The sequence below is a fragment of the Micromonospora luteifusca genome (genome assembly GCF_016907275.1).
Classification (GTDB): domain Bacteria; phylum Actinomycetota; class Actinomycetes; order Mycobacteriales; family Micromonosporaceae; genus Micromonospora; species Micromonospora luteifusca.
This window is the reverse complement of sequence record NZ_JAFBBP010000001.1, coordinates 6,582,640-6,607,353: the sequence shown is the minus strand read 5'-3', so window position 1 is coordinate 6,607,353 and position 24,714 is coordinate 6,582,640. Positions and strand designations below refer to the sequence as shown.

Sequence of the window (24,714 nt, the reverse complement as noted above, 5' to 3'; positions counted from 1 at the left end):
TCCGGCAAGGTCCACTCCAGATCGCCGACATTGCGGTATCCGAGGCGGTTGACACACCAACCTCGGCGAAGTGGTGTCGATCATGCCACCGACCGCCCCAACCATCACCCGTGTGATCCACTGGTCGGGTGGACCAAACCCCCTCGGTTCCTCCGGCCGACGTCGAGGTGCGACTGGCGCGAGAGTTGAACGTCTGGCTGTGTACGTTGCGGCGCGACGGCTCCCCGCACCTCACGCCGGTCTGGTTCGTCCACCTCGTCGGAATCTGGTGGATCGGCTGCGACGGCCGCAGCGTCAAGGTCCGCAACGTGATGGCCGACCCACGGGTGTCCCTGGCCCTGGAGGGCGGGGACGCACCCGTCGTGGCGGAGGGCTCGGCCCGAGTGCACCGGAGCGGGTTCCCGAGCACTGTCGTCGAGGCGTTCGCCAGCAAGTACGGCGGCTGGGACGTCAGCGCGCCTGTCGATCCGGGAAGCGAGCGGGTTCTCCTGGAGATCCCCGTCCGACGGTGGCTGCTCACCGGCACCGCGCAGTAGGCCATCTCCGTTGCCTGTGGGTCATCCCAGGTAGGGCGGGGCCACCCCCCAGCCCCAGCGTGGGACCGGCGCCTGCCGGATCGGGTCTGCGTCGGGTTGAGAATTGCTTACCGCCAACCGGGTGCCCCACTCGAGGTAGCTCGCGAAGGCGGCGCGAAACTCCGGATCATCGGGTAGGCCGATCTCGTCGGCAGCGTCCATCATCAAGTTGACCCACCGCCGACGCTGCGCCTCGCTGATCGCCTTGCCCAGGTGCTGGCTGAGCATGTGGCGGTAGCCGCCGTGCTCCGACGTGTAGGTTGCCGGTCCGCCGAAGACCTCGGCAAGCCATACCGCTACATGCCGGGCATGGTCGGGGTGCATGTGTGCGAACATCGGCGCGAGCAGGTCGTCGGAGAGGACCAGGCGGTAGAAGGCATCACAGAGCTTCATGAACGCGTCGGTGCCGCCGGCCCACTCGTACAAGTTCGGGGGCGCGGCGCCACCAGGGCCGGCAACCGACGTCCGGGCGTAGTGCCGCATCTCCTGGATGTCCTCGACGTACGGCTTGATCGCGGCGAAGAACTGCCCGAACACCGGGCTGCCCCGAAACCCCAACAGGTGCTCGTCCACTGAGGTCCAGGTGATGCGCAGCAGGTAGCTGGCGGGGTCGTCCAGGCAGCGGCTCAACTCGTAGTCCACACACTGCGGCGCGGCACGTAGCGCGCCAGCGGCCCGCTCGTACGCCGCTTCGAAGCCGTCCAGCCGGTCCTGCGGCACGCGGTACCTGATGTACTCGATGACCATGGCTACAGCCCAACACCCGCAGGGGCGCAGATCAAGTACGCACCATCTGGTTCGTGCCAAGGGAGACCACGATGCCCAAGCGATACCACTGCCCGGTGGAACTCGCCGTCGACGTTGTCGGCGGAAAATGGCGACCGGTGATCATGGCCCATCTCAAGGAGGGCGTACACCGCTATGGCGAACTGCGCCGCCGGATGCCAGGCGTCAGCGAGAAGATGCTGACCCAGCGTCTGCGCGAGTTGGAGGCCGACGGGCTCGTCCTGCGACACGACCACGAGACCACACCACCTCATGTCGAGTACCGGCTCACCGAGGAAGGACTGAGCCTGGCCCCGGTTTTGCAGGCGCTGTACGACTGGGGCGCCGCGCGGGCCGCACGTACCGGTACCCCCATCGACGGATCCTCTGCCGCCTGACGGTCCGGCCACAATGGCCGGTCACGCACGTGCCGGCCGCGTCCGGCCCGCTTCACCTGGGTACCGCGGCGGCCCCTCCCCCACGTTCACGGAGGTTGATTCATGGTGACGTCGATGAGCGGACCGCCCCGGCCGACTGGATCGCCGCCGCACACCCCGCTGCGGCCGATGTGGTGCTGCCGGGCCTGTGGTGGCCCGTGGCCCTGCGCAACCGCCCGGCTGGTGCTCAAGGCCGAACACGAGCATGACCTGATCGGCCTGGCCATCTACCTGTGCGGGCAACTGCACGAGGCCACCCGCGACCTCTACCGACTCAACCCCGATGAGGCGCCCGGCCCGCAGGCGATGTTCGCGCGGTTCGTCGGCTGGACCCCGTTCCGCCGCACCATCGTCTCGCCACCACCGGGCTGACTCAGCGGCGCTGGACCTTGGACCGGGCGAACCACGGGGCCAAGCACGGGGTGAGTGCGACGAGAGCGACGGCGAGCGCGGTGATGACCGCCTGCCCGATCCGGCCCGGGGTGACGCCGACCGCCGCGTCCAGCACGTAGTTGGCGTACCAGTTCGCGGCCGCGTCCGTCGTCAACACAACGCAGCCCAGCGCCAGGCCCTCCACCCGGCGAGCGGCCAAGAGCAGCGCCGCCAACGGGTCCCAGAGCGTCAGCGACGCGAAATAGACGGTGAGCCACCCGGGCAGGGCGAGCTGCGGCCCGAACTGGGGCATGAGCAACTGGACGACGTGCACCAGGCTGCCGTAGGCGAAGACCAGCACGGCGATCGACACGACCAGCCGGACCGCTGGCGGCGTATCCCGCCATCGACCGGTGCACGGTGGTTCCTCGGCGACGGGACGTCGGCCAGTACCGGTGAACACATCAATCCTGGCTGGCGTCGGCAGACAACGCGGAGGCGGGTTGCTGGCTCAGCTCTTCTCGCCTGCTCAGGTTGCCCAGCGTCAGGGCGCAGTAGATCAAGACGGTTACGACGCCCAGGCTGGGAAGTCTCTCGGCGAGGCTTCCCACTGGGATCGTGCCGCGGTTGTCGGAAAAGGCGACCAACGCAGGGTGCAGCGCTATCGCGACCAGGGCCGGGGCCACGGAGATCATTGCGAGCCACCGGAGGGGTTTCCCGACGGCCAGCCACATCGCGGACAGACGTCCGATCTGAAAGATGATGATCAGGATGATGGGCAGCGCCACGGTCGTGTGCAGGCGAGCGGCAAGGGCGGTTGCGTCATCAGGAGAACCGCCGGGCGGAGTCAACGGCACGAAACCAGCAACGAGCCCGCCCACCATGGCGTTGCCGAACCAGGTCAGGGCGACCAGCGCCAGCACGCGACGTGCCAGCGTCGAACGCGGCACGGGCTCCATTGTCGACGGCACGTTGTGACGCACCGCACGCCAGAGCACCAACACGGCGACCACCACCGCCGCGGCGCCCGCCCAGTCCGCCGCACGCTCCTCGGCGACACCGAACTGCCGCAGGACAAGGTAGGTGGCCAGCAGAGTCGAGATGGTTGCCCACACAACCGCAGTATCGTGACGCCACCCGAGCGCCACAAGGCCGTCGACGGCCTACCGACACGTCATGCTTGAGCGATCCGTCAGAGCGGACCGGGGAACGTCTGCTCCATCGGCATCGGCACCTGGAGATAGGTCGTGCCGCGCATGTCCAGCCAGGCCCGGTCGGGCCCACGGACCAGACGCAGCATCACCGCCTCACAGGACGGGCAGCGGGCGACGAGGCCGGGTGCGTGCGAGTAGACGTGCAGGCTGGCCATCGAGCCGGTCATCCCACAGTTTTCGCAGCGACCCACCGCGGTGCTCAGGTCGACGGTGAACAACTCGTGCATCGGGCCGTCGAGCATATTGCCGTCCAGGTACGACATCTCGGTCATTGGATCTCCTCGACCTTGCGTGAGCGAGCGGGCGGTCAGCCGGTGGGGCCGAAACGTTCGGTCTTGACCCGCCGCGACGGGTGGCCCAGCCCCACCAGCAGGTCCGCCACGGTCTCCACGAACCCGGTCGGGCCGCAGACGTAGGTGAGCGGTTGCAGGTCCGGCGGCCAACCGTGCGTGTTGACATCGGCAAGGCCGATCCGGTGCGGCTCGCCGCGCCAACCCTCGGGTGCCTCGCGCGTGTAGACGTACGCGATGTCCAGGCCGAAGTCGTCGCGGATCCGGCGGCGCAGCTCGTCGGCGTAGATGACGTCGCGCGGGGTGCGCACCGAGTAGATCAGCCGGAACGGCGCCTTGCTGCCGGTTGCCCGTCGGGCGCGGATCATCGCCATCAGCGGCACGATGCCGGAGCCACCGGCGACCAACTGCACCGGCGCGGTCTCCTCCGGCCGCCAGATGAACCACCCACCGAGCGGTCCGCGGACCTCCACCGGGTCGCCGTCACCAAAGACATCGATGAGGTACGGGGACACCTCTCCGTCGTGCACCCGCTGGACGGTCACCTCGATGCGCGGGCCACCCGGGCCGTCCACCACGGGCCCGGCAACGGAGTACGACCGTGCCGCCTGGTAACCGTCCGGGGCGGTCAGCCGCAGGTCGACGTGCTGCCCGGGCAGGTGCCCCGGCCAGTCCGGCACCTCCAGCACCAGGGTCTGCGCGGTCGGTGTCTCCACCCGGCGCTCCACCAGGCGGCCGACCTGCCACCGATTGGCCGTCCGCGGAGTGCTCGTCGCCACGGCGCGCTCAGTCACCCTGGTACCGCTGTTCGCGCCAGGGGTCGCCGTAGTCGTGGTATCCGGCGGTCTCCCAGAACCCCGGCTCGTCCATCGTCTTGAGCCGGATGCCGCGCACCCACTTGGCGGATTTCCAGAAGTAGAGGTGCGGCACCAGCAGCCGCGCCGGCCCACCGTGCTCGGCGGGCAGCGGAGCGCCGTCGAAGGTGTGCACCACCCAGGCCCGGCCGCCGCGCAGGTCGTCCAGCGGCAGGTTGGTGGTGTACCCGCCGTAGGAGTGCGCGAGCGCGAAGTGCGCTCCGGTGTCGACGCCGTCGAGCAGCGTGTCCAGTGAGACGCCCTGCCAGGTCGTGCCGAGCTTCGACCAGCGGGTGACGCAGTGGATGTCCACCAGTGGCGTCTCCTGCGGCAGGGCCATCAGCTCCTGCCACGACCACCGGTACTCGCTGCCGTTCTCGGCGGCGATGACGAACTCCCAGGTGTCCAGGGACACCCGGGGCGTCGGCCCGGCCGAGAGCACCGGAAAGTCCTCGGTCAGGTATTGACCGGGTGGCAGGGCCGGCTCCTGTGTTCGGGGCCGACCCTGAAAGCCCGGTGACACGATTCCCATTGCACAGTCGTACCACCCGCGTCGGCCGGTCCGGGAGCTTTCCGGCGTACCTCCTTGCCGTCCGGGCGCGGTCAGTGCCGCTCCGCGACGACCTCACGCTCCTCGGGCACGTCGCCACCCCGGGTGGCGCGCAGGCTGGTCAGGGTGACCACCGCCAACACACCGATGATCACGCCGAGCGAGGCCAGGGTGGGGATCTGCGGCACGCTGTCCCAGATGCCGTGCGCCCAGTGCAGACCAAGCTTGAGGCCGATGAACGCCAGGATGATGGCCAGGCCGTAACTGAGGTGCACCAGCCGGCTCAGCGCCGCGTGCAGGACGAAGTAGAGCGCCCGCAGGCCGAGCAGGGCGAACGCGTTGGTGGCGAAGACCAGGTACGGGTCCTCGGTGATGCCGTAGACGGCCGGCACCGAGTCGACCGCGAAGACGATGTCGGTGGCCAGCACCGCGACCACCACCAGGGCGAACGGCGTGAGCGCCCGCTTCGCGCCCTGCCGGACGGTCATCCTGGTGCCGTGGTAGTCGTCGACCACCGGCATGAATTTGCGCAGCAGTTTCACCGAGCGCATCTTGTTGATGTCGACTTCCTGCTGATGCCCGGACATGGCGTCACGCAGCAGCTTCACCGCCGTGGCGATGAGAATGATCGCGAAGAGCAGGAAGGCGAAGTCGAGGGTCTGCAACGCCGCCGCGCCGAGCGCGATGAAGACGGCCCGCAGCACCAGCGCGCCGGCGATGCCGTAGAGCAGCACCCGCTGGGCGAGCACGGCCGGCACCGCGAACGCGGCCAGCAGCAACATGAAGACGAAGAGGTTGTCGACCGAGAGGGACTTCTCCACCAGGTAACCGGTCAGGTACTGCACGCCCTGCTCGGAGCCGTAGCGGGACCAGAGCCAACCGCCGAACGCGAGCGGCAGCGCGATGTAGAACGCCGACCAGCCGATCGCCTCCCGCATGGACACCTCGTGCGGGCGGCGCGTGACCAGGAAATCCAGCACCAGCAGCAGAATGACGCCGACGATGGTCACCGCCCACAGCGTGGGCGTGCCCACCGACGACAGGTCACTGGCGGCGGACAGGTACGACACTTCGCTCATTGGGGTCTCCTCGAACACCGTCATGTTCGAGGTCTCCTTCACCCATCACCTGATGGGCAACCACCCGAGGCGCGCCGGGCGCGCCGTACTGACCGGAATGATTCGTGGGAAGTACTCCCCTCGCACGACAAGGTTAGGCCAGGCCGAATCGCCATGCCAAGCGGGACATCGATGGTTGCCCTGATCAACCGCTGTGCGCGCCCCGGGAAGAGGCGCGGTCAGGCGCGGCGCAACGTCGCGCCCGGGGCCATCGCCTGCTCCACCAGGCCCCGATAGTCACGCGGCAGTTGGGTGACCACATCATCGAACTCACCGCCGGTGATCGCCTCGCGCAAAGTGGTGAAAACCGCTCGTGCGGCGTCACGAGCGGCGGGCTCCTCCACGTGTGCGCGCAACGCGACGCGGGCGACGAACTCGGCCGCCCCGAACCTGTCCGCCTGTTCGGTGCTCGGGCTCGGTTTGAGCACCAGTTGCAGCGGCTGGGGCAGTTGGGCGGCCAGGTCCAAAACCTCACCACCGGTCAGCCGCTCGGCGAACGTCTCCAACACGGCCCGGGTCAGCTCGACCGCCCGCTCGGACGACGTCGCGGTGCGCTGGGAAACCTGGTCGATGAAGGTGTCGTAGTTCATCGCGTACTCCCTTGGACTCACGTCGGCGCCTGCGGGTACCCGCGGCGGCCGGCTGGAAACGGCGCCAGGATTCCTCCGCCGGGGCGGGCGTGACCGGCCGGCGGGCGGGTAACCGCCGCCGGTCGTGACCACATCGATGCCCCGAGGGAGCCCATGCCATGGCGAGCTACGCCGACGTCCTGCAGTACCTGTCGAGCCTGGACTACCCGGCCGAGAAGAACGACGTGGTCCGCGAGGCCGAGCGGGAAGGCGCCCCGCCGGACGTGCTGAAGGCGTTGCGCGCCCTGCCGCCGGTGGACTACGCCAACGGCAACGAAGTGGCCCGCTCCGCCGGCATCGAGGCGGCGCCCGAGGTGGGCCCCTCCCAGCGTGCCGCGCAGGCCCGGGACAAGAAGCACAACCGCGTCTCGCAACACCTGCGCGGCATCTGACCCGGCGGTGGCGGCCACAGCCCGGACCCGCGGATGACCCGCGCCGGCCAGCCATCCCGGCCCCCGGGCATGCGATTCCCGGCTGCGGCGATGCAACTGGCCGTGGTGGCGGGGGTCGGCGTCATCGCCGGCTGCCTCTTCGCACTGCTGCTGCCACTGCCCCTCGCCGCGCTGGCCGGCTGGGACGTGGGCGCGCTGAGCTGGCTCGTGCTGGTCTGGCACAAGATCTGGCCGATGGACGCCGAACGGACCGCCCGGCTGGCCGTCCACGAGGACCCGAACCGGGCGGTCCGGGACGCGCTGCTGCTCGTCGCCTGCCTGGCCAGCCTGCTCGCCGTCGGGCTGGTCGTGGCCAGCGCGCAGAGCGCGCCACCCGGCCTCAGTCGCGAAGTACACAGCGGCCTGGGTGTCCTCAGCGTGGTGCTCTCCTGGTTCGTGGTGCACACCGTGTTCGCCGCCCGATACGCCCGGATCTACTACACCGGCCCGGACGGCGGGGTGAACTTCAACCAGCCCGAACCGCCGCGCTACTCCGACTTCGCGTACGTCGCGTTCACCATCGGGGCAACGTTCCAGGTCTCCGACACCAACCTGACCAGCAACGAGATGCGTCGCACGGTGCTGCGGCACTCGATGGTGTCGTACCTGTTCGGCGCCTTCATCATCGCCGTGACCGTGAACCTGCTGGCCGGGCTGGCGCGCTGAGTGGCGGCGCGGGCCTGGCGCTGACCGGCCGGGCTGGCACGCGCTGCGCGGCGGTGCTTGGTGTGAGGTGCGGCGTCTGCCCTGGAAAGCGACACGGGGCGGGGCCGAAAAAACCGCCGGGACAGGCGGGCGCCCCTGGTCACGAACCGCGACCTAGGGCGCCACGCAAACCTGCCCAGGCGGTGAACCGCGTCTGAACCAGTCGCGGTCACCAGGCGGTGGATGCCCGCTCGAACCGAGCGGCCAGCACTGCCGGGTCCAACCATACGACAGAACATCCTCCGTTTGGTTAGATTTCGGCGAAGTGTGGGCCAGGGCACGTCATGGTCGACCGGTCACCTCCGCGTACCGGTGTTCCAGGTCGACCCGCGCCAGCGCCCCCACCAGCCAGGCCAACTGCTCCGACTCGCCGCTGGCCAGACCGGCCAGATCGTCCGCCGACCTGCCCAGCCCGAGCCGACGCGCCGCCGCCAACGCCCGCCGGTCCGCGACCGGGGCCACCTCCCGCCACAGCGCCTGTGCCTCGCGGAGAAACAGGTCGACGACCTGATCGTCCACGCCCGGAAGCTGAGCGAGGAGTGTCCGTTCCCGGGCCGGGTCGTGATGCGCCACCGCCCGCAGCCGGCGCAGATCGCCCCGGTACCGCTCGACCACCACCCGGGCCAGGTCACCCAACACGTCGGCCAACGCGTCCACGTCACCGCGCTGGCCGTTGGCACGCAGCACCCGCACCCGGTCCTCATGCAGCGAACGAGCCAGTCGGGCGGCGCTGTCCCATCCCTCGTCGCGCAACGCACGCGCGCCGTCCAACGCCCGCCGGAAGTCGCCACGGCGGGCCAGCAGCACTGCCAGGTAGAGGACCTGGAACAGGCTCGCCGGGTTGTTGGTCACCCGGAAGCCGTACTGCTCGGCGAAGCCCCGTCCGCTACCGGCGAGCCGGCGCGCCAGGCGCTTCCGGTCCTCCACCGGAGTGATCAAAGTGGTCGGCATGTCGGCGACTACCCGCGCGGCTGTCGGTCACACACGTGCCCCTTCAGCCGTGCAGGCCGCCAGTGCGGTCGCGGGCCTTGAGGCGGGTGGTGGGCAGGGCGGGCGCTGGCAGCGGCGGCGCCGGATCGTCGGCGACCACACCGAAGCGTCGGTCACCAGCCATCCAGTCCTCCCGGGCGGCAACGACCTCCTCGTGCGAGCGACCGACGAAGTTCCACCACATCACCAACGGCTCCTCGAACGGCGTACCGCCCAGCAGCAGCAACCGCGCCCCGGCCCCGCCACGCACGGTCACCTCGCGGCGACCCGAGCCCAGGTAGAGCAGCGCCCCTGGCTCGAACCCCACCCCGGCGGCCTCAGCGGAACCGGACATCGCCAGCACGGCGTACTCGAAATCGGGCCGCAGCGACAGCGTGGTCGGCGCCTCGCCACCCAGCTCCAGCTGCACACCGACGAGCGGCGTGTGCACGACCGCCGGCGACCGCCGCCCGGCGAACTCGCCGACCAGCAGGGTGACGTCCAGGTCACCGTCACGCCAGCGCGGCAGGTCGGCGTGGTGGGCGAAATCGGCGGACCCCGCTCTCGCCGGGTCCGGCAGTGCCACCCAGAGCTGCACGCCGTGCATCACCGGCGGACGGGTGGCCGGTGACCGCTCGGAGTGGGCGATGCCGTTCCCCGATGTCATCACGTTCAGCTGACCGGGCCGGATCGGCTGGACGTTGCCGAGGCTGTCCCGGTGCAGGATCTCACCCTCCAGCAGCCAGGTCACCGTCTGCAGGCCGGTGTGCGGGTGCGGCGGCACCTCCATGCCCGGCCGCTCCGCCACATCGTCGGGCCCAAAATGGTCCACGAAACACCAGGCGCCGACCATCCGGCGGGGGCGTTGCGGCAGCAGCCGCCGCACAGTCGTGTACCGCCCCAACGGCACATCGTGGCCGGGCAACAGCACACTGCCGGGATCGACGTCGGCCACGCCAGGTGGTCGGGTCTGCGCCAGCATTGATTCAGTACGCTCCACCGCACGACTGTACGCTCACGTCCACCCGTCGCCGCAGCGCTTCCGGCAGGGTCATCGACCAGGGCTCACCGAGTGCTGGAGCAGGGCGGACGGGGCTGGCGCGGTTGCGGGGGTCTGGGTATGCCGATGGCCGGCACCCCGGGTTGGGGGTGCCGGCCATCGGCAGTGTCGTTCGGGTGGTGCGGTGGTCAGCTGTTCCAGTGCTGGCCGACGAGGTCGGCGGCCTGCTGCTCCCACTGGGCGTAGGCGTCCGGGTAAGCGGAGACCTGGACGGTCTGCGCGGCCTGGGTCAGGGGCATGTCCTGCCACCCGTCGATCTGCCGCAGGCCCTTGAGGAACGCGGTGGTGGAGTAGGCGGGGTCGGTGATCTGTTCCGGGGTGCCCCAACCCGAGCTGGGGCGCTGCTGGAACAGGCCCAGCGAGTCGTGGTCGTTCATGTCACCCAGGTGACCCAGGTTCTCCAGCTTCGACTCCTGCAGGCTGGTGGCGATCGAGATGACCGCGGCCCGCTCCGGCAGACCAGCCTTCTTCGTCGCGGCGATGATCGCCTTCGCGTTGGCGGTCTGCTCGTCGTTCAACGTGATGCGCGACTGATCACCCTGCGTGCCGTGCGGGATCAACTTGCTCATGTCGGGCTTGTCGGCCTGCACGGCCACAGCGACGGGCTTGGCATCCACAGCCGGGTTGGCGTGGGCGGCGATCGGACCGGCGAAGACACCACCGGCGAACGCGAGACCGGCAACGGACAGGACGCTCTTACGCATGATCGTGTTCATGGGGGTAGCTCCTTCGGGGGTAGGAACACCCACACACCCATAAGGGGAAAGGTGTGCCGGGTGTGAGCACCTCGTCCGGCGCTGCACAAACGCGGGGAAAGTCTTAAAAGGGGGTCGGCGCCTAGCGATGGCGCCGGGATCGGCGGCCTACAAGCGGGGGGCTTGCGGCGCCGGGTCCGGGTGTAACGACCGGGGGGCCGGGGTCATTCCGGGGGGTGGCCCGCCCATCGGCACCTCGTCGAGGTGGTGCCGGGCGGTCGTTCGTGGGGACTGCAACGACCGGGCCGGGGCCGGCATTCCAACCCCGCGGCCAGCACCCCAACCCGCGGGTGGTGCTGCGATCGTCAGGGTATGTAACGACCCCGGCCTGGCCATGATTCCGGGCCACGGATGCGACCGGTCACAGGCCAGACACTCCCCATAGCGGGCAAACTTCCCAGAATGGCCAGCGACCGAGGCCTCCGCGCATTCGATCGGGCATGATCCACTCCGTATCGCCGATGTTGGGGTATCCGGCGTGGCGGATACCCCAACATCGGCGATATTGAGTCGATCATGCAGATGACGACCAGCCCGCGACGCATACAACCGGACAAAGCGCCCATTTACTCCCGAGTCAGCAACTCGTGTCGGCGACCACGCGGGTGCGCCGCGCTGCAAAGGCCGCCAGACAGTCGAGGCGCGGCCAAGTAATCGACGCTTGATTGATTGCGCGAGGCGAATAGCCGTGCGACACACCCGACCGCGGAAAATCTGACGCACGAGGCAGATGACCGCGCGAGACGGACAACCCCCGCACACTTGACGGCGCGAGACAGATGACCGCGCGACACACTTGGCCGCGCTACACACCTGACCGCGCGAGACGCCTGACCGCGCGACCGCACTTGGCCGCGCTACACACCTGACGGTGCGAGAAGCCTGACGGCGCGAGACAACTCACGGGGCGACACGGACTACGCGCGAGACAGATCGCCCCCGTGAGTCACAGGTGGCAGGACTGGACCACTGTCATCCCGCTAGGCGGGAGCGCACCTTTGCGGCGCAGGCGTCCAAGACCGTCCCCGCGTCCAGCCCTAGGCTCTCGATGGCCACCAACGCAGTGAAGGCTACGTCGGCCAGCTCCGCTGCTACGTCCTCGCGCGTGTGGGTGACGCCCTTGCGCGGATTCTGCCCGAGCAGACCGATCCAGGCGGCTGACGCCTCGCCCGCCTCCTCGGTGAGTTTGAGGATGCGGCAGGTCAGTTCGGTCTGCCCAGTGCCGTTCGCCGCGTCCAACCAGCTGCGCGACGCGCGGGCCGCCTCCCAGATCGACTCGTTCACGCCGACCAGTCAACCCGACCGGCCTGCCGGCCCGCGCACCCGGGGGCGGCTGGGGCACTGGCAGCCAACGGCAGGTGCGTGCCGACGGGAACGGTCACGCAACAGCGCAAAAGCACGACAGCCCGAGCCCATGTCAGCACGGGCGCACGGCAGCACGGGCGCACGGCAGCGGAGGCACGACAGCGCAGAGGCACGACAGCACGGGCGCACGACAGCGACAGCACGGGAGCGCGATCGGCTGGTCGGTGGACGGGTGTGAGGGGACCTGACCACCGGTCGAGGCGTACGGCCTGGGCTGACCTGCCGGACAGTCGCGCTTGACTGGCCGGTCAGAACAGCCATTGACACTGGTCGACGGCGGTTCTAGGTTCAGGTCGCTACCGGCCGGTAGGCAACCGTCCCGCCTGGTCGCCCCCGGGCGACGTCCGTCCGATGGGGAGCATCGATGCTGTCCGTACCCGTTCGTACCCTCCGTCGCCTACTCGCCGCCACCGCGACGCTGACCCTCGCGGTCGGGCTGGCAGGTGCCGCGCCAGCCAACGCCACCGGTCGCGACCCGGGTGGCGACCAGCCGCTGCCCGGGTACACCATCGAGAATCCGCCGTTGGCCCCGCTGGTCGTGGGCGGCAAGTCGACGACGGTACGCCAGGGCGTGCACCGCCACGCCGGGTACATCATCGAGGTTCCCGCCCGGTGGAACGGCGACCTGGTGCTGTGGGCGCATGGTTACCGCGGCCAGGGCACGGTGCTCTCGCCGGAGCCGCCTGCCTTCGGGTTGCGTCAGCGTCTCCTTGAGCAGGGGTACGCCTGGGCGTCGTCCTCGTACGACCGTAACGGCTTCGACATCCGCTCCGGGGTGCTCGGCACCAAGGATCTCTCCGAGCACTTTGGACGGACGGTCCGCCGGCCGCACCACACCTACCTCGCCGGGGTGTCGATGGGTGGGTACGTCATCGGTCGCTCGCTGGAGCAGTACCCCGGCTACTACGACGGGGCGCTGCCGATGTGCGGGGTGCTCGGCGATCAGACGTTGCTCGACTTCTACCTGGACTACAACCTGGTCGCGCAGGCGCTCGCCGGTGTGCCGGCCTACCCCACGCCGACTGACTACCTGACCAATGCGGTGCCCCGCATCCAGGTGGCGCTCGGTCTGACCGGGCTGACCCCCACGGGGCCGGACACCACCACCGACCGGGGAAAGCAGTTGCGGGCGATAACGGTGAACCGTTCGGGCGGTGCACGCCCGGGTACGGACGCGGCGTTCGCGGTCTGGAAGGACTTCCTCTTCTCGATCAGCGTGCCCACCAGCAGCGGCAACTCCCCCGCCCAGCGGCCCGGTCAGCTTTCCACCAACCTGCTCACCCGTTACACCCCGAACAGCCCGGTCGACGTCAACGCCACCGTGCAGCGGGTCGCCCCGGAGAACGTCATGCAGCGGCTCCTCCCGACGCTGACCGAGGTGCCGCGGATCGTCGGTCGGCCCACCGCGCCGGTGCTCAGCCTGCACGGCCTCGGCGACCTGTTCGTACCGTTCAGCATGGAGCGCGCGTACGCCACCGACGTGGCGCGCAACGGTCGCGCCAAGGTGGTGGTGCAGCGGGCCATCCGGACCACGCAGCACTGCGAGTTCAGCCCGGCCGAGGCCGGCGCCGCCTGGGACGACCTGGTGTCCTGGGTACGCGCGGGCAAGCGCCCGGCCGGCGACAACGTCACCGATCCGGCGGTGGTGGCCCGCCCCGACTATGGCTGCCGGTTCAGCGACCGGGACGCGTACGCCGCTGGCGTCGGCACCCGCCGGCTCTACCCCGCCTGCTGACCTACCGGGGGTACGACGAAGCCGGCCGGCCCTCGAACGAGGGCCGGCCGGCGGGTGTCGCGGGTGTCACCAGATCTGCTGGACGATGTCCGCGGCCTGCTCCTCCCACTGCGCGTACGCGTACGGGAAGGCGGACACCTGAACGGTCTGCGCGGCAGCGGTCAGCGGCAGGTCCTGCCAGCCGCCGATGTTCTTGAGTGCCGTGAAGAACGCCGTGGCCGCGTACTCCGGGTCGGTGACCTGGTCGGGCGTGCCCCAACCGGACGACGGACGCTGCTGGAACAGGCCCTGCGAGTCGTGGTCGTTGTACGCGCCGAGGTGGCCGAGGTTGTACAGCTTCGACTCCTGCAGCGAGGTGGCGACGCCGATCACCGCACCCCGGTCACCGACGCCGGTCTTCTTGGCGGCGTCGACGATCGCCCGGGCGTTGGCCAGCTGCGCGTCGTCGAGCGGAACGCGCGACTGCGCGCCTTCGATGCCGTGCGGAATCAGCTGGTCGCGGCTGGGCTTACCGGCCGGCGGCTTGCCGGTGGCGGAGCCGGTGGTCAGCCCCGACTCGACCGGCTGGTCCTCCTGGCGCGTCGGAGCGGCGGCCTTGCCGGCAGTCTTGCCGGTGGCGAGGTCGATGGCGGCGACAGCCCCCTGGTGTGGTCCGGTGGTGACCGGCGCGGCAGCCGCGGTGGGCGCGAGCGCCAGACCGCCGAGGGCGGCCACACCAACCACGCTCAGCGCGGTCTTGCGGTACGAGTCCTTAGCGATGGCGGGGAGCCATCGGGTGAAGTCGACCTTCACGATGGTGGCCCTCTCGATCGTGCGGAGCGCTCCGGGGTGAACGCTCCTCGGGAGAATGACCGCGGAAAGGGTTTGGGCTCCGACGGTACGGGGGACACAACCGGGTTCACCTGTCGGGCATTCCGGAAATGTCGAGGCCTCGGCAAGGTGCGGTCCCGGCCACTCCCGGGAATCGGACGACCGGGTCGTGTCCTCGCCGCCGACGGGACTGATCCACTCCATATCGGCGATCTGGTGGTGTCCCGGTACCCAGATGCCGCAGTGCCGGGGAGAAGTCGATCTCCCACCGAACGTCGCAGAAACGGACAATCCGCCGACAGCCCGCCGAACTGGACGAGCGGGGCACAACTGACGGACGACCGGGGGTGGGATTGTCGTCGGGCCCCAGCGTCGCGGCGGCGCTAGGTTGGGACCCTCCGGGAGGGGAGCAACCCGTGGTCGAGACAGCGAGTGACGGCGCGTACGTGCTGCATCCGGTGGGGCGGGTCACCTCGCCGCTGACCGATGCGGGGAGCGCGCCCCGACAGGGCGACGAAGGTGCGCCGGCGGCGTGGTTGGTCTTCGACCCTCAGGTCGAACAGGCGCTGCGCGACCTGCGGATCGGCGCCGAGCTGCTGGTGCTGACCTGGTTGGACCGCGCCCGGCGCGACGTGCTGGCGGTGCACCCCCGCGGCGACGTGAGCCGTCCGGAGACAGGGGTGTTCAGCACCCGGTCCCCGCACCGGCCCAACCCGATCGGGCTGCACCGGGTGCGGGTCCTTGCCGTGGACGGGCTCCGCGTCGAGGTGGCCGACCTGGAGGCGCTGGACGGCACCCCGATCCTGGACGTCAAACCGGTGCTGGGCGCGGCCGACGAGCGCTGAGCCCGCCGACCACGCCCCAACAGACCGCCACGACACACGCCGGCACGCACCGCACGGCAAACGCCGACACGCCCACCGACCAGCAGGAGTCAGTGACCGCGGGCCAGCCACTCCGGCAGATGTGGAGCCTCCGCGCCGATCGTCGTGTCGTCGCCGTGCCCGGTGTGCACGACCGTTTCCCCCGGCAGGGTGAGCAGGCGGGTCTGGATCGACCGGACGATGGTGTCGAAGTCGCTGTACGAGCGGCCGGTCGCACCGGGACCGCCGGCGAAGAGCGTGTCGCCGGTGAACACCACACCCAGGTCCGGGGCGTGGAAGCTGCACGCACCGGGGCTGTGCCCGGGGGTGTGCAGCACCCGCAGCGTGGTGCCGGCCACCTCGATGCTCTGCCCGTCGTGCAGCTCGCCGTGCGGCGGCAGGTGCGGGTGGACCATGTCCCAGAGGACCCGGTCGGCGGCGTGCAGCAGCACGGGCGCGCCGGTGGCCTCGGCCAGCTCGGGTGCGACCCGGACGTGATCGTCGTGGGCGTGGGTGGCGAGGATCGCCCGGACCTGCCGGTCGCCCACCAGGGCGAGGATCGCGGCCACGTCGTGCGGCGCGTCCAGCACGACGCATTCGCTGTCGTCCCCGATCACCCAGACGTTGTTGTCCACGTCGAACGTCTGCCCGTCCAGGGAGAACGTGCCCGCGGTCACCGCGTGGTCGATCCGGGCGGTCACGGGAACACCACCACCGAGCGGAGCACGTCGCCGTGATGCATCCGGTCGAACGCGTTCTCGACCTGGTCGAGCGCTATCTCCTCGGTGACGAACGCGTCCAGGTCGAGCCGGCCCTGCAGATACAGCTCGGTGAGCATGGGGAAGTCCCGGCTGGGCAGGCAGTCGCCGTACCAGCTGGACTTGAGGGCGCCACCGCGTCCGAAGACGTCGAGCAGCGGAAGCTCGATCTGCATCTGCGGGGTCGGTACGCCGACCAGCACCACCGTTCCGGCCAGGTCCCGGGCGTAGAACGCCTGCTTCCAGGTCTCCGGTCGACCCACCGCGTCGATCACGACATCGGCGCCGAAGCCGCCGGTGGCGGCACGAATCGCCTCGACGGGGTCGGTCTCGGAGGCGTTGACGGTGTGCGTGGCGCCGAACTTGCGGGCCCAGTCCAGTTTGCGGCTGTCGGTGTCCACCGCGACGATCGTCGTGGCGCCGGCGAGGGCCGCACCGGCGACCGCCGCGTCACCCACTCCCCCGCAGCCGATCACCGCGACCGAGTCGCCGCGGGTGACGTTGCCGGTGTTCATCGCCGCGCCCAGCCCGGCCATCACCCCGCAGCCGAGCAGACCCACAGCAGCCGGCCGGGCGGCCGGGTCAACCTTGGTGCACTGCCCGGCGTGCACCAGGGTCTTCTCGGCGAACGCGCCGATGCCCAGCGCCGGGGCGAGCTCGGTGCCGTCGGTCAGGGTCATCCGCTGCTTGGCGTTGTGCGTGTTGAAGCAGTACCACGGGCGACCCCGGCGGCAGGCGCGGCAGACGCCGCAGACGGCACGCCAGTTGAGGACCACGAAGTCACCCGGGGCGACGTCGGTGACCCCCTCGCCCACCTGCTCGACGATGCCCGCCGCCTCGTGACCGAGCAGGAACGGGTACTCGTCGTTGATGCCGCCCTCGCGGTAGTGCAGGTCGGTGTGGCAGACGCCGCAGGACTGGATCCGGACGATCGCCTCACCGGGACCAGGATCGGGCACCACGATGGTGGTGACCTCGACCGGCGCGCCCTTGCTGCGGGAGATGACTCCCCGGACTTCCTGGCTCACTTCGCCTCCTGCTGGTGGTGTGCGGCAGGGCCGGGCGCCGGGTGGGCAGGTGCGCCACGGGCTCGGCGGTGGGCCCCCGGCGAACCTACCGCGACCACCACGGCCAGCCCAGCCGGCCCGGCGGGTTATCGCGGGCAGTCCGGGGTACGCGGGCCCCATTCGACCACGGCCATCGGGAGTGACCATGAAGCTCGCGCACCTGCCGCTGCGGGTCAGCATCGGCGCGTACTTTCTCAACTCGGGTCTGAGCAAGCGCAACCTGGAGGGCGCCGCCGCGGAGGGCATGCACGGAATGGCGGTCGCCGCCATGCCGCAACTCGCCCAGCTGGACCCACCGCGCTTCGCCAAGCTGCTGTCGTACTCGGAGATCGCGCTGGGGGCCGCGCTGCTCGCGCCGTTCGTCCCGGCGCCCCTGGTCGGGTTGGGCCTGACGGCGTTCGGCGCGGGCCTCGTGCAGCTGTACCTGAAGACGCCGGGGATGCGGGAGCCCGGCAGTATTCGGCCGACCCAGCAGGGCTCCGCGATCGCCAAGGACGTCTGGCTGGTCGGCGCCGGGCTGACTCTGGTGTTGGAGGGGCTGACCCACGGCCGTCGGCGTCAGTGAGCCCAGCCTGAGGAGCTGCGTTGACCGCTTCGCGTTCGGTGCGGCCGTTCTACCGGCCGATGCGGCCCCGTCGCCGCGACGAGCCGCACCGCGCGGCCACCCCGTTGGAACTCTTCTTCGACCTGTGTTTCGTGGTCGCTGTGGCGCAGGCGGCGAGCAGTCTGCACCACGACGTCGCTGAGGGCCACCTCGGTCACGCGGCGGCCAGCTACGTCATGGTGTTCTTCGCGATCTGGTGGTCGTGGGTGAACTTCACCTGGTTCGCCTCGGCCTACGACACCGACGACGACGTCTATCGCATCACCACGCTGGTGCAGATCTCTGGGGCGTTGATCCTGGCGGCCGGGGTGCCGCGCGCCTTCGCCGACGGCGACTTCGGCGTCATCACCTACGGGTACGTGGTGATGCGGCTGGCCGCCGTCGTGCAGTGGAGCCGAGCGGCCGCCGGTGACCCCAGGCACCGGACGGCGGCGCGCCGCTACGCGATCGGCGTGACCGTGGTGCAGCTCGGCTGGCTGCTGCGGCTGATGCTGCCCGACCAGGGGGGTGTCGCGTCGTTCGTGCTGCTGGCGTTGGCCGATGTGCTGGTGCCAGCGGTGGCCGAACGCCCCGGAATGACCCCGTGGCACCCCCAGCACATCACCGAACGATACGGACTGTTCACCCTGATCGTGCTCGGCGAAGCGGTCCTGGCCATCTCGATAGCGATCCAGACCGGGCTCGACGCCGGGGAGCCTGGTCTCTGGTCGCTCGCGGCGGCCGGAGCGGTCATCGTGTTCGCACTCTGGTGGCTCTACTTCGACCGGCCGATCGAGGCACCCACCCGGCTGCCGTACTCCCTGGTCTGGGGCTACGGCCACTACCTGATCTTCGCGGCGATCGCCGCGGTCGGTGCCGGCCTGGCGGTCTGGGTCGACGTCGAGCGGCACCTCACGCACCTCTCCGGGATCACCGCCGGGTACGCGGTGGCCACCCCGATCGCCGTTTTCCTGCTCACGGTCTGGGTGCTGCACGTACGCCGGCAGCAACACGGCGCGGTGGTCGTCGCCTTCCCGGTCGTCGCGTTGCTGGCGCTGCTCGCTCCGCTCGGCCCGGTCCCGGTGTACGTGCTCGCGGCGTTGCTGGTCGCTCTCGTGACGCTGACCGTGCTGGTGCGTCGACACGACGGCGGGGCGAGCACGGCGGTGACCGGGGCGGACCCGGCCTGACTCGGCGTCCCGGCGGGGACTCGGCGTCGAAACGTGCGGCCCACCATTGGGCGCGTCGGCCGGGAAGTGGGCAGAATTGCGCCATGCATCGCCGCCGATGGTTGCTGGCCGACCAACTCGGGCCACATTTCCTCGACGACCCCGACCAGCCGGTGCTGCTGGTGGAGATCCGGGACCTGTTCCGCCGACGGCCGATGCACCGGCAGAAGGCGCACCTGATCCTCTCCGCGCTGCGCCACCGGGCCGCTGAGCTGGGCGATCAGGCGCTGCTGCTGCGCACCGACACGTTCCGGGAGGCGCTGACGCGGGTCGCCGAGCCGGTGGAGGTGTGCCATCCGCACTCCCGGGAGGCGCTGCGCTTCGCCCAGTCGGTGCCCGGGCTGACGGTGCTTCCACCACGCGGCTTCATCACCAGTCAGGCCGACTTCGCCAACTGGGCGGACCACGCGCGGCGTGGCCCGCTGCGGATGACCGACTTCTACCGGCACGCCCGCCGCCGCCACGACGTGCTGACCGCCCTAGCCGGCGGGACGGGGCCGGGACGCCGAGCCCGCGCCGACAACCGGGCCGTGCCGGTGGCCCCACCGCCACCCCCACCGATCGTCGAGGACGACATCGACGCGGAGGTCCGTCGCGACCTGGACCGGTGGGCCGCCGACGGGGTGCGGTTCGTCGGCCGGGACGGCCCTCGGCAGCACCCGGCCACCCACACCGAGGCGCAGGCGCGGCTGACGCACTTCCTGACCCACCGGCTACCCGGGTACGGCCGCTACGCCGACGTGATGAGCGGCGACGACCCGTTGTTCGCGCACTCGGTGCTCTCGTCCTCGTTCAACCTCGGGTTGCTCGACCCGGAGCCGGCCGTGCGCGCCGCCGAGCAGGCGTGGCGAGCCGACACGGCCCCGCGTACGGCGGTGGAGCCTTTCATCCGCGGGCTGCTCGGTTGGCGGGAGTTCCTCTGGCAGCTGTACTGGTACGTCGAGCCGCGGTTCGGCGGGGCGAACTGGTTGACCGCGACAGAGCCGCTGCCGCGCTGGTTCGCCGAGTTGGACGCGGACGCCGTCGAGGCCCGCTGCCTGGCCGACGTCCTCGGCGCCGTCCGGGACCGGGCGTGGACGCACCACACACCCCGGCTGCTGGTGCTGGGCAACTACGCGTTGCAGCGCGGCTGGCGGCCGACCGAGCTGGTGGACTGGTTCCAGCGCTGCTTCGTGGATGGCACCGACTGGGTGATGAACGCGACGGTGATCGGCATGAGTCAGTACGCCGACCTGGCCCAGGTGGACACCCGCCCGTACGCGGTCGACGGCACCGACATCGACGAGATCAGCGACTACTGCGCCGGGTGCCGTTACACACCCGAGCGGGCCCTCGGCGACCTGGCCTGCCCGTACACCGGGGGTTTCGAGAGTTTCCTGCACCGCAACCGGGACCGGCTGGTGACCGATCCGCGGCTCGCCGCCGAACTGGCCCGCCGCGACGACCCGGAGCACCGCGAGGCGGTGCTGGCACAGGAGGAGAAGCGGGGCAGCACACCACCGTGACCGCGCCGCCGCTCACGCCACCTCCCGGGCAGGGTCGGCGGCGTCGTCGGCGGGGCGTTGCGCGGGCATGCCGGGGGTGGGCGGCGCCGGGCGGACGACGCCCCGGTTCAGGCCGGCGACCAGGAGCCGGTTGTACGAGGCCGGCAGGACCCGGGCCAGCAGGTCCGGCAGCTTCGCCGACCAGCCGATCAGCACCCGGCCCCGACGCCGTTCGACACCGCGCAGAATCACCTCGGCGGCCCGCTCCGGCGCGATGGTGAGCAGCTTCTCGAACTGCGCCCGGCCGGCCTCGTACTCCTCGGGTGAGACGCCGCTGCCGATCCTCGCGTTCTCGGTGATCCGGGTGCGGATCCCGCCGGGGTGCACCGAGGTCACCCCGATGCCGTCGTCGACCAACTCGTGGCGCAACGCCTCGGTGAAGCCGCGCACCGCGAACTTGCTCGCCGAGTAGGCCGTCTGCCCGGCCGGCGCGATCAGCCCGAACAGGCTGGAGATGTTGACCAGGTGCGCGCCCGGCTCGGCCCGCAGGATCGGCAGCAGCGCGTGGGTCAGCTGCACCACGGCCCGGAAGTTGACGTCGATCACCCAGCTGAACTCGTCGAACGTCACCTGGTCGAACCGACCGCCGAGGCCCACGCCGGCGTTGTTCACCAGCAGTCGTACGCGCGGGTGCCGCTGGCCGATCTCCGCGGCCACCTGGGCGGTGGCCGTCACGTCGGCGAGATCCACCAGGTACGTGTACACCTGGCGACCCGGGTGGTCGGCGCGGATCGCGGTGGTGACCGTGTGCAGCCGCTCGGCGTCGCGGTCCAGCAGGACCAGGTCGCTGCCCCGGCGGGCCAGCGCGTGCGCCAGCGCCGCACCGATGCCGCTGGCCGCCCCGGTGACCACGGCCGTCGCGCCGGTGAAGTCGAACCTCTGCACGATCGGTGCTCCTCTCCTGGCGGTTGCCGACGATCTCCTGGCGGTTACCGACGAGCGGCCGGTCGGGTCCGAACGGGACGGTGCAAGCCAGCGGGCGCGGCCACCTCTCCGACTCGGGAGAACTGCACACCCTTGTCGGTGAGCCGGCCGTGCCGCATCAGCAGCACGTCGCGGGGGTAGTTCTGGTGCAGCCGCCACGGCGTGGTCGCACCCTGCTTGGGCAGCGCGTCGACGGCGCGCAGCACGTAGCCGGAGCGCAGGTCGATGAGCGGCACCCGCTCGGCGTCGGGCGGTGGGAGCGGGGTGACGATCTGCTGGCCGGTGCGGTCCAGGTGGCGCAGCAGCCGGCAGACGTAGCGGGCGACCAGGTCGGCCTTGAGCGTCCACGACGCGTTGGTGTAGCCGAGGGTCAGGGCGAAGTTCGGCACGCCGGACACCATCATCCCCTTGTAGGCGACGGTGCTCGCGAGGTCGACGTCGGTGCCGTCCACCCGCAGCGTCAGGCCACCGAGGGCGAGCAGGTTGAGCCCGGTCGCGGTGACCACGATGTCGGCGGGCAACTCCGCGCCGGAGGTCAACCGGACACCGTGCGCGGTGAAGGTGTCGACGGTGTCGGTGACCACCGACGCGTCGCCCTGCCGCACGGCCGTGAACAGGTCACCGTCGGGTGCCACGCAGAGCCGCTGGTCCCACGGGTCGTAACGCGGCGAGAAGTGCCGGTCGAGGTCGTACCCCACCGGGAGCCGGTCCCGCGCGGCCCGGCGCAGCGTCCGCTTGACCAGGCCGGGCGCACGCCGGCTGAGCTGGAAGGTGACGGTGGACAGCAGCACGTTCTTCCAGCGCACTACCGGATACGCGGCCTTCGCGGGCAGCCAGCGCCGCAGAGCGTCGGCCAGCCGGTCGCGCGAGGGCAACGCCATGACGTACGTCGGTGAGCGCTGCACCATCGTCACGTGGGCGGCCCGCTGGGCCAGCGCCGGCACCAGGGTGACCGCGGTCGCGCCGCTGCCGATCACCACCACCCGCCTGCCGGTGTGGTCGAGGTCGTCGGGCCAGTGCTGCGGGTGCACCAGCCTCCCGGTGTACGTGTCGACACCGGGCAGGGGTGGGGTGTAACCCTCGTCGTAGCGGTAGTAGCCAGTGCAGGCGAAGAGGAACGAGCAGGTCAGCACCACGATTTCGGCAGTGTCGGTGGTGTTGGTGCGTTGGATGTGCACCGTCCACCGGGCGGTGCCGCTGTCCCATTCGGCGCGCAGCGCCCGGTGGCCGAAACGGATGTGCCGCTGCACGTCGTACTCCCGGGCGGTTTCCCGGACGTACTCGCGGATGGTCGTGCCGTCGGCGATGGCCTTCGGGGCGGTCCACGGCTTGAACGAGTAACCGAGGGTGAACATGTCCGAGTCGGAGCGGATGCCCGGGTAGCGGAACAGGTCCCAGGTGCCGCCGACGGCGTCGCGCGCCTCCAGCACCGCGTACGTCTTGTCGGGGCAGTCACGGCTCAGGTGGCAGGCGGCGCCGATGCCGGACAGGCCGGCGCCGATGATCAGCACGTCGACGTAATCGGAGGCCATCGAGTTCCTCCATCCGGGGGCGGTGGACGGACATTAACACCGCCCCCGGACGGCCGAAAGTTAGCGCGAGACCACTCCCCCGCCGTCGAGTCGGGCTCGGGCACGTTCGTCGGCGAGCCGGACGAGCAACCTGTCGAAGTCCGCCGCGTCGAGCACCGGCCCGTTGTCCTTCCGCCAGCCCACGCGCCGGGAGCGCCGCTGCACCGCCGACTCGAACGCCCCGTCGGTCGTCCGCACCCAGCAGGCGAGGCGCGACGTGGGCTCGCCGAGGAACAACGCTGGACTCGCCTCGAACCCGGTCACCTGCGACCAGGGCAGGGTCCGTGTGGAGAACACGTGCCGGAGCCGGACGCCCCGGTCATTGACGTAGATCCCGGCCAGGTGCAGCCGGAGGACGAAAGTCGACCACACGCCCATGAAGGTGAGCGCGCCGATCACGCCCAGGGCGGCCCGGACGTCGATCTCACCCCGGATCAGCGCCCGCCCGGCGAAGACCACCGTCGTCGCGGCCATCGCGCACCCGACCAGCAGCATGAACCCGGTGAACACCTGCCGAGCGCCCCACGGGTCCATCCGCCACCATCTCCGCATGGCTCGGAGGCTAGTCCTCCGCTGCTCGGGTGAAAATCATGATCCAGTTGGTTTCCCAGGTCTGCTCACCGTCGATGGAGAACGCCTGCTCCCAGCGCGCGGTGGTCGCGCTGATGTCCGACCAGATGAACCGGCAGCGCACCGGCTGCCCCTCGTGCTGGTCGTCGGCGTAGAAGCGGCCGACCCCGTCGACGAAGCGGCCCACCATCGGCGGCTGCCCCAGCACTCCGTCGACGCTGCTCATCCAGTAGATCGACCACTCCTCCCGCGCCGGGTCGAAGATCCGGACCGTGGCGCCGGCGGAACCCTTGGTCGGGAAGGTGATCTCGTCGAAGTGGCCACCACCGCCGAAGAAGCCGTGCGCGACCGAAACACCCGGGAACTCCTCCCACTCGTCGGAGCCCACCAGCCGCTTACGCAGCCGACGGTTGACCACATTCCAAGTGCCCACAAAGAAGTCGAAGTCGCCCATCAGCGGCCCACCGGCCCTTCCGCTCGTGTGTCGAATAGATATCCAGCCAGGTTCGGCCTGTCCGGCGCAAGCATGTGGTGGACCCAGGCGGCCCGCTCGTGCTCCAGCACCGCCAGCTCCCACACGCAGCCGACGGCGGGCCGACGTACCTCGACGAAGTGGGTCGGGTCGTCGTCCGGGCAGTTCAGCGCCGGTTGCCCGGCCGCCGCGACACGGACCTCCAACGCGTTGTCCCACACCCAGGTGTACGCCAGCAGATAGGCGCCGGTGTCCCCGCCCCGGTGCAGCACCACCCACCCGGCGGCCGGGGTGCCGTCGTCGACGAACTCGCCCAGCAGCACGGGCAACATGTCGTACGCGGCCTTCTCCACCGCCGCCTCGAGCGGCCGCTCCAACTGGTCTATGTGGTAGCGCTTGAGCTGCCGACCGTCCACCAGCACCGGTCCGGGAGTTCGTAGTTCCTTGTCGCGAAATGCCATGCCGGGACGGTAGAACCGGTCCCCTGACAACTAGTGTC

30 protein-coding genes are annotated in these 24,714 nt (G+C 70.4%); 10 read left to right on the top strand and 20 right to left on the bottom strand.

The features are described 5' to 3' along the window. The first annotated feature begins 128 nt into the window (after nt 1-128). The gene (locus tag JOD64_RS29860) at nt 129-536 is read left to right on the top strand and encodes a pyridoxamine 5'-phosphate oxidase family protein (protein WP_204945320.1); all 408 of its coding nucleotides are present in this window, start codon (nt 129-131) and stop codon (nt 534-536) included. Nucleotides 537-557: 21 nt separating this feature from the next. On the opposite strand, the gene JOD64_RS29855 is transcribed toward JOD64_RS29860, so the two are convergent. Next, nucleotides 558-1,322, bottom strand: a complete 765-nt coding sequence (locus JOD64_RS29855; protein ID WP_204945319.1) for a group II truncated hemoglobin — start codon at nt 1,320-1,322, stop codon at nt 558-560. A gap of 71 nt (nt 1,323-1,393) precedes the next feature. Between JOD64_RS29855 and JOD64_RS29850 the strand changes: the two genes are divergently transcribed. Continuing rightward, nucleotides 1,394-1,738, top strand: a complete 345-nt coding sequence (locus JOD64_RS29850) for a winged helix-turn-helix transcriptional regulator (protein WP_204945318.1) — start codon at nt 1,394-1,396, stop codon at nt 1,736-1,738. A 114-nt stretch (nt 1,739-1,852) separates the two neighbouring features. Further along, nucleotides 1,853-2,149 carry a hypothetical protein gene (locus JOD64_RS29845; protein WP_204945317.1) on the top strand — a complete coding sequence of 99 codons (297 nt, stop codon included), beginning with the start codon at nt 1,853-1,855 and terminating at the stop codon, nt 2,147-2,149. Between the two features lies 1 nt (nt 2,150). On the opposite strand, the gene JOD64_RS29840 is transcribed toward JOD64_RS29845, so the two are convergent. The 7 genes from JOD64_RS29840 to JOD64_RS29810 form a co-directional block, all read right to left on the bottom strand. Then, the gene (locus JOD64_RS29840) at nt 2,151-2,612 is read right to left on the bottom strand and encodes a hypothetical protein (protein ID WP_204945316.1); all 462 of its coding nucleotides are present in this window, start codon (nt 2,610-2,612) and stop codon (nt 2,151-2,153) included. Nucleotide 2,613: 1 nt separating this feature from the next. Continuing rightward, on the bottom strand, nt 2,614-3,264 hold the full coding sequence (locus JOD64_RS29835) for a hypothetical protein (RefSeq protein ID WP_204945315.1): 651 nt from the start codon (nt 3,262-3,264) through the stop codon (nt 2,614-2,616). Between the two features lie 77 nt (nt 3,265-3,341). Continuing rightward, entirely contained in the window at nt 3,342-3,635 is a 294-nt protein-coding gene (locus JOD64_RS29830) for a DUF6510 family protein (RefSeq protein ID WP_204945314.1), read from the bottom strand. A gap of 35 nt (nt 3,636-3,670) precedes the next feature. Continuing rightward, nucleotides 3,671-4,432, bottom strand: coding sequence for a ferredoxin reductase (locus JOD64_RS29825; protein WP_204946322.1), 762 nt, complete (start codon nt 4,430-4,432; stop codon nt 3,671-3,673). A 7-nt stretch (nt 4,433-4,439) separates the two neighbouring features. Further along, entirely contained in the window at nt 4,440-5,039 is a 600-nt protein-coding gene (locus JOD64_RS29820; protein WP_204945313.1) for a sulfite oxidase-like oxidoreductase, read from the bottom strand. Between the two features lie 71 nt (nt 5,040-5,110). Beyond that, nucleotides 5,111-6,136 (bottom strand): TerC family protein, encoded by a 1,026-nt coding sequence (locus JOD64_RS29815; RefSeq protein ID WP_204946321.1) that lies wholly within the window; start codon nt 6,134-6,136, stop codon nt 5,111-5,113. Nucleotides 6,137-6,354: 218 nt separating this feature from the next. Further along, nucleotides 6,355-6,765 (bottom strand): DUF2267 domain-containing protein, encoded by a 411-nt coding sequence (locus tag JOD64_RS29810; RefSeq protein ID WP_204945312.1) that lies wholly within the window; start codon nt 6,763-6,765, stop codon nt 6,355-6,357. Nucleotides 6,766-6,923: 158 nt separating this feature from the next. Between JOD64_RS29810 and JOD64_RS29805 the strand changes: the two genes are divergently transcribed. After that, nucleotides 6,924-7,196: a DUF2795 domain-containing protein gene (locus tag JOD64_RS29805; protein WP_204945311.1), complete on the top strand. Its 273-nt coding sequence runs from the start codon at nt 6,924-6,926 to the stop codon at nt 7,194-7,196. 90 nt (nt 7,197-7,286) lie between these two features. After that, on the top strand, nt 7,287-7,901 hold the full coding sequence (locus tag JOD64_RS29800) for a DUF1345 domain-containing protein (RefSeq protein ID WP_204945310.1): 615 nt from the start codon (nt 7,287-7,289) through the stop codon (nt 7,899-7,901). A gap of 321 nt (nt 7,902-8,222) precedes the next feature. Here JOD64_RS29800 and JOD64_RS29795 read toward each other — a convergent pair whose 3' ends face one another. The 4 genes from JOD64_RS29795 to JOD64_RS29780 all read right to left on the bottom strand — a co-directional run bounded on the left by JOD64_RS29795 (nt 8,223) and on the right by JOD64_RS29780 (nt 12,008). After that, nucleotides 8,223-8,891 (bottom strand): hypothetical protein, encoded by a 669-nt coding sequence (locus JOD64_RS29795; protein ID WP_204945309.1) that lies wholly within the window; start codon nt 8,889-8,891, stop codon nt 8,223-8,225. 43 nt (nt 8,892-8,934) lie between these two features. After that, complete coding sequence (locus JOD64_RS29790) at nt 8,935-9,909, bottom strand: pirin family protein (RefSeq protein ID WP_204945308.1); 975 nt, start codon at nt 9,907-9,909, stop codon at nt 8,935-8,937. 188 nt (nt 9,910-10,097) lie between these two features. Continuing rightward, nucleotides 10,098-10,685: a hypothetical protein gene (locus tag JOD64_RS29785; protein WP_204945307.1), complete on the bottom strand. Its 588-nt coding sequence runs from the start codon at nt 10,683-10,685 to the stop codon at nt 10,098-10,100. 1,011 nt (nt 10,686-11,696) lie between these two features. Continuing rightward, nucleotides 11,697-12,008 (bottom strand): MazG-like family protein, encoded by a 312-nt coding sequence (locus tag JOD64_RS29780; protein ID WP_204945306.1) that lies wholly within the window; start codon nt 12,006-12,008, stop codon nt 11,697-11,699. Nucleotides 12,009-12,453: 445 nt separating this feature from the next. On the opposite strand from JOD64_RS29780, the gene JOD64_RS29775 reads away from it, so the two are divergent. Then, a complete protein-coding gene (locus tag JOD64_RS29775) occupies nt 12,454-13,824 on the top strand; it encodes an alpha/beta hydrolase family protein (protein ID WP_204945305.1) in 1,371 nt (456 codons plus the stop codon). A gap of 66 nt (nt 13,825-13,890) precedes the next feature. Here JOD64_RS29775 and JOD64_RS29770 read toward each other — a convergent pair whose 3' ends face one another. Further along, nucleotides 13,891-14,616 carry a hypothetical protein gene (locus JOD64_RS29770; protein ID WP_204945304.1) on the bottom strand — a complete coding sequence of 242 codons (726 nt, stop codon included), beginning with the start codon at nt 14,614-14,616 and terminating at the stop codon, nt 13,891-13,893. Between the two features lie 434 nt (nt 14,617-15,050). Between JOD64_RS29770 and tsaA the strand changes: the two genes are divergently transcribed. After that, a complete protein-coding gene (gene tsaA, locus JOD64_RS29765) occupies nt 15,051-15,479 on the top strand; it encodes a tRNA (N6-threonylcarbamoyladenosine(37)-N6)-methyltransferase TrmO (RefSeq protein ID WP_204945303.1) in 429 nt (142 codons plus the stop codon). 89 nt (nt 15,480-15,568) lie between these two features. Here the strand turns inward: tsaA and JOD64_RS29760 are convergent, their stop codons facing one another. Further along, nucleotides 15,569-16,198, bottom strand: coding sequence for an MBL fold metallo-hydrolase (locus tag JOD64_RS29760; RefSeq protein ID WP_204945302.1), 630 nt, complete (start codon nt 16,196-16,198; stop codon nt 15,569-15,571). Then, nucleotides 16,195-17,283 carry an S-(hydroxymethyl)mycothiol dehydrogenase gene (locus JOD64_RS29755; RefSeq protein ID WP_184186362.1) on the bottom strand — a complete coding sequence of 363 codons (1,089 nt, stop codon included), beginning with the start codon at nt 17,281-17,283 and terminating at the stop codon, nt 16,195-16,197. The genes JOD64_RS29760 and JOD64_RS29755 overlap by 4 nt, the downstream gene beginning before the upstream one ends. A 184-nt stretch (nt 17,284-17,467) precedes the next feature. On the opposite strand from JOD64_RS29755, the gene JOD64_RS29750 reads away from it, so the two are divergent. The 3 genes from JOD64_RS29750 (at nt 17,468) to JOD64_RS29740 (ending at nt 20,639) form a co-directional block, all read left to right on the top strand. Beyond that, on the top strand, nt 17,468-17,887 hold the full coding sequence (locus tag JOD64_RS29750) for a hypothetical protein (RefSeq protein WP_204945301.1): 420 nt from the start codon (nt 17,468-17,470) through the stop codon (nt 17,885-17,887). Nucleotides 17,888-17,907: 20 nt separating this feature from the next. Then, complete coding sequence (locus tag JOD64_RS29745; protein WP_204945300.1) at nt 17,908-19,095, top strand: low temperature requirement protein A; 1,188 nt, start codon at nt 17,908-17,910, stop codon at nt 19,093-19,095. An 83-nt stretch (nt 19,096-19,178) separates the two neighbouring features. Continuing rightward, complete coding sequence (locus tag JOD64_RS29740; protein WP_204945299.1) at nt 19,179-20,639, top strand: cryptochrome/photolyase family protein; 1,461 nt, start codon at nt 19,179-19,181, stop codon at nt 20,637-20,639. A 12-nt stretch (nt 20,640-20,651) separates the two neighbouring features. Here the strand turns inward: JOD64_RS29740 and JOD64_RS29735 are convergent, their stop codons facing one another. The 5 genes from JOD64_RS29735 to JOD64_RS29715 are packed head-to-tail and all read right to left on the bottom strand — an operon-like array spanning nt 20,652 to nt 24,676. Then, a complete protein-coding gene (locus JOD64_RS29735) occupies nt 20,652-21,563 on the bottom strand; it encodes an SDR family NAD(P)-dependent oxidoreductase (protein ID WP_204945298.1) in 912 nt (303 codons plus the stop codon). 44 nt (nt 21,564-21,607) lie between these two features. Then, complete coding sequence (locus tag JOD64_RS29730) at nt 21,608-23,134, bottom strand: flavin-containing monooxygenase (protein WP_204945297.1); 1,527 nt, start codon at nt 23,132-23,134, stop codon at nt 21,608-21,610. 60 nt (nt 23,135-23,194) lie between these two features. Further along, nucleotides 23,195-23,725, bottom strand: a complete 531-nt coding sequence (locus JOD64_RS29725; RefSeq protein WP_204945296.1) for a PH domain-containing protein — start codon at nt 23,723-23,725, stop codon at nt 23,195-23,197. Between the two features lie 10 nt (nt 23,726-23,735). Further along, a complete protein-coding gene (locus tag JOD64_RS29720; RefSeq protein WP_204945295.1) occupies nt 23,736-24,197 on the bottom strand; it encodes a hypothetical protein in 462 nt (153 codons plus the stop codon). Then, a complete protein-coding gene (locus JOD64_RS29715; RefSeq protein WP_204945294.1) occupies nt 24,197-24,676 on the bottom strand; it encodes a hypothetical protein in 480 nt (159 codons plus the stop codon). The genes JOD64_RS29720 and JOD64_RS29715 overlap by 1 nt, the downstream gene beginning before the upstream one ends. Between the last annotated feature and the right edge of the window lie 38 nt (nt 24,677-24,714).

Bases quoted from the DNA above. Each gene is read 5' to 3' on its own strand.
- JOD64_RS29725 (WP_204945296.1), bottom strand. From the start codon at position 23,725: ATGCGGAGATGGTGGCGGATGGACCCGTGGGGCGCTCGGCAGGTGTTC.
- JOD64_RS29815 (WP_204946321.1), bottom strand. From the start codon at position 6,136: ATGAGCGAAGTGTCGTACCTGTCCGCCGCCAGTGACCTGTCGTCGGTG.
- JOD64_RS29830 (WP_204945314.1), bottom strand. From the start codon at position 3,635: ATGACCGAGATGTCGTACCTGGACGGCAATATGCTCGACGGCCCGATG.
- JOD64_RS29785 (WP_204945307.1), bottom strand. From the start codon at position 10,685: ATGAACACGATCATGCGTAAGAGCGTCCTGTCCGTTGCCGGTCTCGCG.
- JOD64_RS29820 (WP_204945313.1), bottom strand. From the start codon at position 5,039: ATGGGAATCGTGTCACCGGGCTTTCAGGGTCGGCCCCGAACACAGGAG.
- JOD64_RS29800 (WP_204945310.1), top strand. From the start codon at position 7,287: ATGCAACTGGCCGTGGTGGCGGGGGTCGGCGTCATCGCCGGCTGCCTC.
- JOD64_RS29845 (WP_204945317.1), top strand. From the start codon at position 1,853: ATGAGCGGACCGCCCCGGCCGACTGGATCGCCGCCGCACACCCCGCTG.
- JOD64_RS29855 (WP_204945319.1), bottom strand. From the start codon at position 1,322: ATGGTCATCGAGTACATCAGGTACCGCGTGCCGCAGGACCGGCTGGAC.
- JOD64_RS29720 (WP_204945295.1), bottom strand. From the start codon at position 24,197: ATGGGCGACTTCGACTTCTTTGTGGGCACTTGGAATGTGGTCAACCGT.
- JOD64_RS29775 (WP_204945305.1), top strand. From the start codon at position 12,454: ATGCTGTCCGTACCCGTTCGTACCCTCCGTCGCCTACTCGCCGCCACC.
- JOD64_RS29850 (WP_204945318.1), top strand. From the start codon at position 1,394: ATGCCCAAGCGATACCACTGCCCGGTGGAACTCGCCGTCGACGTTGTC.
- JOD64_RS29730 (WP_204945297.1), bottom strand. From the start codon at position 23,134: ATGGCCTCCGATTACGTCGACGTGCTGATCATCGGCGCCGGCCTGTCC.
- JOD64_RS29715 (WP_204945294.1), bottom strand. From the start codon at position 24,676: ATGGCATTTCGCGACAAGGAACTACGAACTCCCGGACCGGTGCTGGTG.
- JOD64_RS29750 (WP_204945301.1), top strand. From the start codon at position 17,468: ATGAAGCTCGCGCACCTGCCGCTGCGGGTCAGCATCGGCGCGTACTTT.
- JOD64_RS29810 (WP_204945312.1), bottom strand. From the start codon at position 6,765: ATGAACTACGACACCTTCATCGACCAGGTTTCCCAGCGCACCGCGACG.
- JOD64_RS29795 (WP_204945309.1), bottom strand. From the start codon at position 8,891: ATGCCGACCACTTTGATCACTCCGGTGGAGGACCGGAAGCGCCTGGCG.
- JOD64_RS29805 (WP_204945311.1), top strand. From the start codon at position 6,924: ATGGCGAGCTACGCCGACGTCCTGCAGTACCTGTCGAGCCTGGACTAC.
- JOD64_RS29740 (WP_204945299.1), top strand. From the start codon at position 19,179: ATGCATCGCCGCCGATGGTTGCTGGCCGACCAACTCGGGCCACATTTC.